We start from the raw sequence: 10993 nt of genomic DNA, 5'->3' as shown, positions 1-10993 counted from the left end.
GTAGAACCGCACGCCCGGGACGTCGACGGTCGGACGGTGGTGGACCGCCCGCCACACCTCTCGGACCTCCGCCAACTCCGGTGCGTGGGCGGCCATGTCGTAGTCCAGCTCGATCGCGCGGTCCGCGCCGATCCTCGCCACGACGGCCGCGCACGCGCCCGACTCGCCGCCGATGACACAGACGCCGGGGGCGTTCACCGCCATCAGATGGACCGCGACCTCGACGGCCAGCTCGGCACGGACCGCGTCCAGAGGCGCACTGACCAGACAGCTCGACCAGCGGCGGCCATCGACACCCAGGCGCTCCCAGTGGCGCCGCACCGCCCGCAGTTCACCGGTGAGTTCGGTCGTGAACAGACCGCTGTCCCGGGTGGCGTCGTACAGCCCCGAGGCGTCCGGCCAGGCACCCAGCGCCACCAGGGCGGCCGACTCGCCCGACGAGTACCCGAGAGCGGCGTCCGGCCGCAGCCCGAGCAGCTCCCGGGTGAACACGGTGTGGTGGACGGCGAGTTCGGCGGCGCCCCAGATCTGGTCGAGCACTCCGCGCCCCGTCCCGGAACGCAGCCGCGCACCGATCGCCCCGTGCCTGGCACGGACGGCCTCGCCGAGCGACGGCAGCGCGAGCATCAGCTCGTGGCCCATACCGGGGTACGCGGCCGAGCCGTTGGTGTACACGAACGCGGTCCGCCCCGTGACCGGCCTGTCCCGGTACAGCACATCGGCCGGCCGGGCTCCGCCGTCGGCCAGCCAGCGGCGGGCGGCCTCCTTCCGCCCCGGCAACGCGTCGTCGTCGGCCACGAGCACCAGCCGGGCCGGTCCGGTGCCGGACCGCGTACCGGACTCCAGCGCGGCCAGCACCTCCCGGCGGTCGGCCCCGGAGAAGACATACAGGCGCGGAGCCGGGCCCCGCAGCCAGGGTCTGGCGTCCCCCGCGCGCAGCCGGACACTCGCGGTGGGTCCCTCCAGCGGTGTCACCGCGACCTTCGCGGTGTGCACGACGGCCGCGGTGTCGGCGGGAAGACCTGGCCGGGGCAGCGCGCGGTGCTGGAGGGAGAGCGCCGCGACGGCGACGCAGACCAGCCCGTACGCGGCGTGCGCGCGCCCGAAGGCCGACGCGGGGTCGAACACGGCGTCGGGTACGTCTCCGACGACCAGGTCGGGTACGGCGGCGGGCTCGTCGGCCGCGACGTCGTCCAGCAGGGCGACGACCGTGTCACCGTCCCTGCGCGCCGTCTCCAGGGACTTGAGGACCAGGACGACGGCGGCGTCCCCCGGCTCGTCCTCGTGGCCGAGATCCCGCAGGGCGCTCCGGTGCACCGCCTCGCAGGACAGGTCGGTGGCACCGACGAGCGCGGCGTCGACCTCCCCCGACCGGACGGCCCTGGCCGCGAGTTCCAGCGCCACCAGCCCGGAGGCCTCCTCCGCCGAGACCGCGAAACCCGGCCCCGCCAGGTCGAGTTGGGTACTGATCCGGTTCGCCACCAGATTCGGCAGGGTGCCCACCACACCCTCGGCGGTCATGGGCGGCACGAACGCGTCGCGCGCGAGGTCCGCCGACTCGGGCGTGGCGCCGAGCCCGGCCTGCTCCAGCCAGTGCGGAACCCGCCAACGGGCACCCGCCCGGGCCACCTCGGGATCCACCCCCATGCCGACGACCACCATCGTCCGCTCCCGGGGCAGGGACACCGACCTGACGGCCTCCCGGGCGGCCTCCAGCACCAGGAGCTGATGGCGCACCGTCCGTTCCAGGGCCACGGGTGGGAAGCACAGGTCGGTCAGCTCCACGGCGATCCCGGTGGCGGGCCCGCGCCGTTCGCCGCCCAGCACAGCCCGCCGGAAGTCCTCCGTACAGGTCCCGTCGCCGACCCGCGCGCCGAGCGCGACGATCGCCACCGGCGTACGGCCGCCCGGCGCTTCCCGCACCCCGGTCGGGGCCGTCACGGCGGCGACGGGCCGGGTCGGCCGCGGTAGGGCGGACACGAGGCCGTCGTCCGGATGGTCCACCACCAGATGGGCGTTGGTCCCGCCGAACCCGAACGCGCTCACCGCCGCCCGGCGCGGCCCGGACCACGGCTCCGGCGCGGTCAGCACCCGCAGCGGCGTGCCCGCCAGCGCGTCGAGCGGCAGTTCCGCCCCGAGCGTCGCCGGACGGACCCCCGCGCGCAGCGCGCCGAGCACCTTCAACAGCCCCGCGACGCCCGCCGACGCCAGCAGATGCCCGACGTTCGACTTCACCGAACCGATGGGTACGTCGGCACCGGCCCCGAAGACCTGGGCCATACCGCGCGCCTCCACCGCGTCCCCGACCGGCGTCCCCGTCGCATGGCACTCGACGAGCGACACGGTCCCGGGCGCGACGCCCGCCGCCTCGTACGCCAGGCGCATGGCCCGGACCTGTCCCTCCTCCGCCGGGCTGATCAGCCCGGCGCCGCGCCCGTCGTTGGACAGCCCGACACCGCGGATCACCCCGAGCACCGGCAGCCCGGCGGCGCGGGCGTCGGACAGCCGCATCAGGGCGACGAACCCGGCGCCCTCGCCGTGCACCAGACCGTCCGCGGCCCGGTGGAAGGGCCGGCTGCGCCCCGTGCGGCTCGTCGCGGACAGCCCGCAGAAGCCGACGTGCAGATAGAGGGGGTCGGCCCGGCTGACCGCACCGGCCACCATCAGGTCCGCCGTACCGTCGTGCAGCCGGTCGCACGCCAGCTTGACCGCGTACAGCGACGACGCGCAGGCGGCGTCGAGCGACCACGCGCCCGCGCCCAGCCCGAGGGCTCGGGCCGCGAGCCGGGCGGGCAGCCCGGACGAGAAACGGTTGCGGGCGTCGGGCCGCCGCCGGCGCTCTTCCGTCAGCAACGCGTCCCGGAGCGCGGGCTGTTGGGCGGACAGCCAGACGTGCTCCGCGTAAACCGCGCCGGTGGGCGTGGGGTACGACAGGTTGCCCAGCACCAGCCCCGCGCGCGGCAGGGGACCCTCGCTGCCCGCCTCGGTGAGCGCCTGCCGCACGCCGTACATGACCCAGTGGAAGAGCGGGTCCAGCGACATGATCCGCTCCGGGGCGATCCGGAAACCGCCGGGATCGAAGACGGACTCGAACCCCCGTACGTACCCGCCGGCATCGGTCCAGGTGCGGTCGAGGTGGTCGTCCACCGTGCCCATGGCCCAACGGCGCGGCAGCCGCCACCGGTCCTCGTCCGGGGCGGCCGACAGGCTGGTACGGCCTGCGGCGATGTTGTCCCAGAACGTGTCCGGATCGAGCGCGTCGGGCAGCACACAGCCCCGCCCGACGACGGCGATCGGTTCGAATTCCATACGGGTCTCACTTCAGGCCGGTGCGGTGCGGTGCGGGGGCTGGCTGGGGCGGACTGCGGCTCAGGAGGGGCGGCGTACGAGTTCCACGCCGAGCAGCTCAAGCCGGACGGCCCCGTCGGCGTCGATCAGCGCCGCGTCGCAGCGCGCCCCCGTGCCGTGCACCTTCCGGCCCCGCAGCACACACCGCACCGCGCCGTCGACCGGGCCGCGCCGGTACACCCGGCACTCCGCGACGGCCATTGGCAGCGTCCCCGCACCGAGGCTCATCTGCGCCCAGACCAGGGCGAGTTGGAGCGCGCCGTCCACGGCGGCCGGGTCGAGCGGCCAGCACTCACCGGGCCATTGCAGGGCGCGCACGCCCACGACGGTCGCCTCGGCTCCGTGCTCCGACACACCGTGCAGCGCGCGTACGGAGTGGAAGCGGGGGCCGTGGAAGAGGCTCTCCCCGTCGTACAACTCGGTACGGTCCAGGGGCTTGAGACCGTCCGGACTGCCCCACGCTGCCACATCCGGCTCCTCGGCCCCGGTGTCCAGTACGGCCCTGAAGTGCGCCACCCCGCTTTCCCCGGACAGCTCCGCCTCCAGCCCCGTCGACGAACCGGCCGCGCCCCGGCTGCCGCGCACCATGAGCCGGTGACCGGCGCCCGCCAGTTCGGGCAGGGTGACCTTCTGGAACACCCGCAGATCGCGCAGAACGAGCGGCACGCCCGCGCCGGCACCCGGCAGCCAGGCCATGGCCGCCCCCGCGAACCAGTTCAGGACCATCGCCACGGGCAGCACCGGAACCCCGGTGAGCGCGTGGTCGGCCAACTGCGGCGAGCTGTCCGCCCGGACCAGCAACTGCGCCGGACGCGGATCGACGGCCGGTGACAGGGCCGCCGGGTCGTCCCCGGCCACCAGGACGACGCGCGCCTCACCGGCCGCGCCGTCCAACTCGGCGGTGAAAGCCGCCGCCCCCTGCTCCAGCGGGATCAACGGCACCCCGGACCGGCCGAAATGCCCGGCCAGCGCGGGTGTGACCATGCCGCCGCGCCAGGGCCCCCAGGCGATGCACCGCACCAGACAGCCCGGTCGGCGGGCCTGCTCCGCCGACGCGACGTGGCCCAGGATCTCGTTGGCCATGGCGTAGTCGCTCTGCCCCGCGTTGCCGAACACGGCGGCCACCGAGGAGAACAGGCAGATCACATCCAGCGGATCCTCCGCCGTCGCGGCCAGCAGCGCGCGCAGACCGTCCACCTTGGTGGACATCACCAACTCGACCTGCGCGTCGGTCTTGTCGGCGATCCGCCTGTCCGCCAGGACCCCCGCACCGTGCACGATGCCGGTGACCGGCCCCCACACCGCGCGTACATCGCTCAGTGCGGCGGCGACGGCGTCACCGTCGCGCACGTCCACCTGGACGTACCGTACGGGGGATCCCGCCGCCTCCAGCGCCGCCAGCGTCGCCCGTACCTCGCGCGCGGCCAGGATCTCCCGGGCCCGCGCCGCGAGTTGGGCGGGGGAGGAGTTCTCCGCGGCCTCGGCCGGGCGCTCGGCGAGCAGCCGGGTGAGCGCCGGTTCGTCGGCGGCCGACGCGAGCCCCGCCGGCTCGGGAACCGGTGCCGTCCTGCCGAGCAGCACGATCCGCGGGCGGTGGGTCCTGGCCAGGTCCAGCAGCGCGGCGGCGGTCACCCCGCGGGCCCCTCCGGTGGCCACGATCACCGACTCCGAGGTGATCCGCCGGGTGCTGCCGGGTGTCACCGGCGCGGGTACGGTCCGCAGGGTGGTGCGGGTGCCGTCCGCGCGCAGGCCCGCCTCCAAGTCGGTCCCGCCGTGCAGCAGTTCACGCACGATCGCCTCGGCGATCTCCTCGTCGCTCCGAGCGCCCCGCTCGCAGTCGACGGCCTTGACCGAGACGCCCGGCCACTCCTTCGCCACGGTCCTGGTCAGACCCGCGACGCCGCCCAGCCACGCGCGGTCGGGTGCGTGGGCGCCGAGCCCGAAGTCGCCGCCGGTGTCCTGCACGGTCACGAACAACCCGCCCTGCTCGAAGCCCGGTTCAGTGCCCCCCGTCGCCAGGGCGCGCGCCGCGCGGAACACCGATCGGTGGACCTCCCGCGCGTGGTCCGGCGTGCCGTCCCCGGTCAGCCCGCCGAGGTGCACGACCGAGCGGGCGCCCTCGGGGATCTCCGCGACGGCGGTGGCGTCCACGCCGCGCTCCGCCAGCTTCCGCACGACGAGGGCGGTGATCGCGTCGCCGTCGGCGTCCCCGCCCGCCACCACGAGCGGCCCGTCCAGGAGCCCCGGCGTCGCCAGCCCGGACGCCGGTGACTCCACCGCGCGCGGCACCAGCCTTGTCAGCGCCGTCAGTTGCTCGGATCCGGTGCGCATGGCCGGGATCTCCGGGGAGGCGGGAGGCCTGGTCACGGCCGGGGGCGCGGTCACCGCGGGAGAGTCCGGCACCGGGGACTCGGGCGGCCGACCGGTCATGGTGAGCGCGTCCACGATCTCGCGCAGCGTGCGGAGCTTGCCGAGCTGCCCGACGTCTCCTGTCGCCACGTCGCCCACCTTGCGGCGTACGGCCGACAGGATCTCGACGCGCTTGATCGAGTCGACTCCCAGATCCGCCTCCAGCTCCATGTCCACGTTGAGCATCTCGACCGGATAGCCGGTGAGTTGGGCCACCACCGAGAGCAGCAGTTCCTCCAGCTCGGGCGCCGGCAGGGGCGCCGCTTCGGCGGCCGGGGTGACGGTGGGTACGACGACGGGCACGGGCTCAGGAACGCGGACCGCCGTCGGGGACGGCGTCGCCGCTGCCGGCACCGCCGCCGGTACCGGGGCGCTCCGGGGCGCCGAAGAACGGGGGTGCGGCAGCGGCGCCGTGGGAGGCGGGACGTCGGGCACGATGCCGACGCCCTGTGCCCCGAGCATCGCGGCCAGGGTGGTCTCGGTCATCCGCAGAAAGGCCATATGGCTGTCGGTCAGCATGCGTTGGCAGGCGGCATGGGCCTCCGCCGTCTGCCGCTGAACGCTCTCCACGGCGGCGTACCACTCGGGGCCGAAGCCGCCCTCACCGGCATCAGCCTCGGCGCTGTACGCGGGCTCCGGTTCCCGTTCCGGTACGGCCACCGGCTCGGACATCACCGGCTCGGGCACCACCGGCGCGGCCACCGGCACGGGCATCGGCTCTCGCGCCTGCGGCGCGGCGTCTGCGGTACGGGGCGGGTAGAGCTGCCCGTAGTTGCCTCCGCTGATCTGCACGGTCATCCGGGGCTCGCGCTCCTTCACTGAGGTTCCGGGCGGGCCGTACGGCGCCCAGAGGGAATCGAAGTCCAAAGGGACGCCGCGTACGGCGAGTTCACCGAGCGCGATGTGCAGGGTGCTGACCCCGGACGGGTCCGCACGGTCCGCCCGGTCCAGCGGAACGGCCGCGTGCTCGCGGTCGCCCAGGATCTGCCCGACCAGGCCGGTCAGCGCGGTGCCGGCGCCGACCTCGACGAACGTCCGCACCCCCGCCGCGTACATCGCCTCGATCTGGTCCTGGAAGCGCACCGGTGATGCCAGGTGGTCGGCGACCTTGCGGCGTACCCCGTCGGGCGAGGCCGGGTACGGTGCCGCGTCGGCGTTGCCGTACACCTCGATCCGGGGCTCCGCGACCGGGACCGCGCGCAGGAACGCGGCGAGCGGCTCACCGGCCGGGGCGACCAGCGGACTGTGGAAGGCGGTCGACGTGGTCAGCCGGCGGGTGTCGACACCTTCGGCCCCGAACAACTTCTCGGCGCGCGCGACAGCCTCCGCCGTACCCGAAAGTACCGTCTGGCGCGGGGAGTTGAGGTTGGCCGGCCAGATGTCGCCCAACTCGCCGGCGGCCAGCACCCCCGCCACGTGCTCGCGGTCCGCCGCCACGGCCAGCATCGCGCCCGGTACGCCCGCCGCGTCCCGCATCAGCTCGCCGCGCCTGCGGGCCAGCGCGACCAGCGCGTCGGCGTCCAGGGCGCCCGCGCAGTGCAGCGCCACCAACTCACCGAAACTGTGGCCCGCCACGCAGTCCGGCCGCACCCCCAGACCGCGCAGCACGGCCAGCGAGGCAAGCGCGTGCACCGCGAGCGCGGGCTGCGCCCACTCGGTCGCTGCCAGCCGCGCGGCCTGGTCCGCGCGCTCCTCGTCGGCGAAGGCGGGCGGCGGGAACACCAGCCGGTGCAGGGGCCGCCCGTCGAACGTGGCGCCGCCGAGCCGGTCCCACACCGCCTGGGCGGCCGGGGCCAGCATCGCGAGGCCGGCGCCCATCCCGACGTACTGGGACCCCTGCCCCGGAAACAGGAACGCGAGACGGCCGGGCGCGGGATCCCCGGAGGCGTACCGGACACCGTTCGGTGCCGAGAACGCCGTGCCGGGCCGCTGCCGGATCAGCGCGAGCGCCTGCGCGTACTTCTCCCTCAGGTCGTCGGTGTCCGTGGCGACGACGGCCAGCCGTACCGGATCGGTGGGCGAGAACGCGCCCTGGCTCTCCCGTGCGAGCGCGGCCAGCGGACGGTCGCCGTACGACCCGGGCGGTACGAGGTCGGCCACCGACGCGCCGCTGAACAGGACGAGTTCGCCCGGCGCGGAGCGATGGCGCGGCGGCACCCGGGCCGGGGTGCCCGAGGGCACGTACTCCTCCAGCGTGACGTGGAAGTTGCTGCCCCCGAAGCCGAAACTGGACACCGACGCCCGGCGCGGATGATCCGCCGGCCGCACCCACGGCCGGGCCTCGGTGTTGACGTAGAACGGGCCGTCCGGGTCGGTGGCCGCCGGCGTCGGCCTGTCCACCTTGATCGTCGGCGGCAGCACCTTGTGGTGCAGGGCCATGACCGCCTTGAGCAGCCCGGCCGCGCCCGCCGCGCACTTGGTGTGCCCGATCTGCGACTTGACCGAGCCGATCGCGCACCACTGCCCCTGCCCGCCGCTGCCTCCGGACTGCGCCGCGCCGCGTCCCGACTCCTTGAACACCGCCCGCAGCGCCGTCAGTTCGGCCGTGTCCCCGGCCTTCGTGCCCGTCCCGTGGGCCTCGACCAGCTCCACGGTCCGCGGGCCGTAGCCCGCCTCCTCGTAGGCGCGTCGCAGAGCCCGCGCCTGACCGTCCGGAAGCGGCGCGTAGATCGCCGTGCCCTTCCCGTCCGACGAGGTGCCGATGCCACGGATCACCGCGTGGATCCGGTCGCCGTCCCGTTCCGCGTCGGAGAGCCGCTTCAGTGCGTACATGACGACCGCCTCGCCGAGCATGGTGCCGTCCGCCGCGTCCGAGAACGGACGGCAGTCACCGGTACGGGAGAGCGCGGGCGTCTTGGAGAAGCACAGGAACATGCCGATGTCGTTCCCGGTGTCCACACCACCACTGATCACCAAGTCGGCCCGCCCGAGGGCCAGTTCACCGACCGCCGTGGACAGCGCCGCCAGCGAGCTGGCACAGGCGGCGTCCGTCGTGTGGTTGGTGCCGTGCAGATCGAACCGGTTGGCGATACGGCCCGCGACGACATTGCCGAGCAGTCCGGGGAAGGTCGACTCCCGCCACGGGCTGAACTGCGCCGCGATGCGGTCGCACACGGCTTGCGCCTCGGCCTCGGCCAGCCCGCTCTCCCGCAGTCCCTTCAGCCACATCGGGCGATGGGAGCGCCCGTACATGTGCGGAAGCAGCTCCAGTGAGGCCGCGCCGAGGACGACGCCGACCCGGTCCCTGTCCAGGTCCGAGAGCCCGCCGGCGTCGGTCAGCACCTGGTCGGCGACCATCAGGGCGAGCAGTTGGGACGTGTCCGTCGCCGCCAGGTTGGCGGGCGGTACGCCGTACTCCAGCGGGTCGAAGTCCACTTCCGGCAGGAAGGCCCCACGGCGGGCGTACGTCTTGTCGGGTGCGACCGGGTCGGGGTCGTAATGGTCTGTCACCAGCCAGCGGGAGGCGGGCACTTCGGTCATGAGGTCCCGGCCGCCGGTCAGGATCCGCCAGTAGCCCGCCGCGTCCGTCGCGCCGGGCACCATGGCGCCGACACCGACCACCGCGATGGGCGTCTGGCGGCCGGCCTGTCCCGTCTCCACGACGGTGGTTGACGCCTCCGGGGCGCCGGGGCCGTTCACGCGAGCCCACGCGGGACGTAGGCGAATGCCTCGGGCGGCAACGGGACTCCGTAGGTGCGCAGTTGATGGGCGCGGGTGAGCACGGCGGCGCCTTCGAGCAGGTTGAGCGCGATCTGCACGACGGACCGGTTCGCCGGTTCGGCCAGGAACGTGCCGGCGACCCAGCGGTTGAACGCGCCCGTCGCCGGGCCTGACCAGATCTGGTAGTCGGTTCGCCTGGCCGTCTCGCCGGTGATCGCCCACCGGCTGGAACTGCCCAGGTACCAGCGGAACACCAGCGCCATGCGGTGCTTCGGATCGTTCTGCGCGCGCGTGATCTCCGAGGGATCCCGCCGCTCCCAGAACGCGCGTGTGTGCTGCCAGATCTCGTCGAAGGAGGCGCGCAGCACGTTCTGTTCGATCGCCGCGCGGACGGCGGGCGGGATCTCCTCCAGCGAACCGTGTGCCCGGTACGCCGCGTGGAGCCTGGTGGCCCGCTGCGCGAACATCGTCCCCCGGGACAGGACTTGGAGCGTGACACCCAGCTCGAACATGTCCGCCGCCGGTGCCATGGCGACATCGGCGACATCCGCCTCGCACAGCATCGCCTTGGCCTCTTCGGACAGACCCGCCTCGGTCGCCGTCTGGTTCACCGATCCGGTGACGACGTAGGACGCGCCGAGGGCGAAGGCGGCGCCGACCGCGGCCGGTGTGCCGAGCCCGCCCGCCGCGCCGATCCGGACAGGCCGGCGATAGCCGAACCGCCCGCACAGCGCGTCACGCAGCAGGACGATCCTCGGCAGCAGGGCCGACAACGGCCGGTTGTCGGTGTGACCTCCGCTGTCGCCCTCCACGGTGATGTCCTCGGCCACCGGCACCAGGGCCGCCAGCTCGGCCTCCTGCCGGGTCAGCTTCCCCTGCCCCACGAGCTGGTCCAGCAGCGCGGCCGGGGCGGGTGCGAGGAACCTCTCGGCCACCTCGGGCCGCGACACCTTGGCGAGGATCCGCGTACGCCGGACGACCGAGCCGTCGGCTCCGCGCCGCAGCCCCCGCGCCGAGCACAGCACGACGGCAGGGGTGAGTTCCATGAACGCCGACGCGGAGATCCGGGGCACACCGCAGCGCAGCAGCAGTTCGGCGACGCGGAACTCCAGCTCGGGCTCCGCCGGTGAGTGGATGAGGTTCACGCCCCAGTTCGCACGGGACCGCAGCTCCCCGGCCAGCGTGTGGACGGCCCGCTCCACCTCGGCGTACGCCAGACCCCCGGCGCCGAAGAACCCGAGCATCTCGGCCCGCGCCATCTCCGACACCATCGCGGTGGTCGAGATGCCGTTCGCCATCTCGCCTGCCACATAAGGGAATCGGACGCCGTGCGCCTCGCAGAAAGTGCGTCCGCCGAGCCACTCGGGGTACAGCGGCGGCAGCGTCCCGAGCACCGGTCCTTCGGGTACGGGACCGGCCGCGAGACCCAGTTCACGGCCGCTCGGCCCGCTGACGATGTGTACGGATTCCCGGATCCGCCGGGCCCTGGCGGCGATCTCGTCGAGGGAGAAGACCGGAGGGGACGCGACGGGGGTGACGGGAGGGGAGAGGACGGACACGAAGGGGCTCCTGGGGG

The 10993-nt window shown here is 74.3% G+C and carries 3 protein-coding genes; all 3 read right to left on the bottom strand.

What is annotated here, in order from left to right; genetic code table 11:
- The coding region (locus BHU15_RS36140; protein WP_303741391.1) for a beta-ketoacyl synthase N-terminal-like domain-containing protein at positions 1-3309 on the bottom strand (3309 nt) is incomplete at its 3' end.
- 60 nt (positions 3310-3369) lie between these two features.
- Positions 3370-9300 carry a type I polyketide synthase gene (locus tag BHU15_RS36135; RefSeq protein WP_069630967.1) on the bottom strand — a complete coding sequence of 1977 codons (5931 nt, stop codon included), beginning with the start codon at positions 9298-9300 and terminating at the stop codon, positions 3370-3372.
- A 92-nt stretch (positions 9301-9392) separates the two neighbouring features.
- Positions 9393-10976 (bottom strand): PfaD family polyunsaturated fatty acid/polyketide biosynthesis protein, encoded by a 1584-nt coding sequence (locus BHU15_RS36130; RefSeq protein WP_069630966.1) that lies wholly within the window; start codon positions 10974-10976, stop codon positions 9393-9395.
- Positions 10977-10993 lie beyond the last annotated feature (17 nt).

Source organism: Streptomyces niveus, from assembly GCF_001723055.1.
GTDB classification, from domain to species: Bacteria; Actinomycetota; Actinomycetes; order Streptomycetales; family Streptomycetaceae; genus Streptomyces; species Streptomyces niveus.
Note: the sequence above shows the minus strand (reverse complement) of the source record. Positions and strands in the feature narration are given on the sequence as shown.